The organism is Burkholderia cepacia (genome assembly GCF_001039005.1).
Taxonomy (GTDB): domain Bacteria; phylum Pseudomonadota; class Gammaproteobacteria; order Burkholderiales; family Burkholderiaceae; genus Burkholderia; species Burkholderia theae.
This window is the reverse complement of record NZ_LDWR01000145.1, coordinates 1-288: the sequence shown is the minus strand read 5'-3', so window position 1 is coordinate 288 and position 288 is coordinate 1. Positions and strand designations below refer to the sequence as shown.

Here is a 288-nt window from a genome sequence, read left to right as displayed (position 1 = left end):
TCAAGAAGGCGACGCACTTCGGATGCATGGCGCACGCGAGGAGAATGTTTACCGACGTCCTCAAGAGCCAGAAGAACAAGCCCAGCCCGCGCGTCGCCAGGGCGCTCGAGTACTTCCAGGCGCTGTATCAGGTCGAGGCGCTTGCCAAAGGCGAACTGCCCGACGGCGACACGCGCGCCAGCTACACGCACCGCCTGCGGCAGCAGCACACCGTGCCGTTGCTGAATACCTTCAAGGCGTGGCTCGACGATCTGGCGCCGAAGGTACTGACCCTGCCCTGAATCCACG

General features: G+C 63.9%; 1 pseudogene. It reads left to right on the top strand.

The window, feature by feature from the left end:
* Positions 1-266, top strand: a pseudogene (locus VL15_RS38765) (IS66 family transposase); the annotation flags it as partial.
* Positions 267-288: the final 22 nt, after the last annotated feature.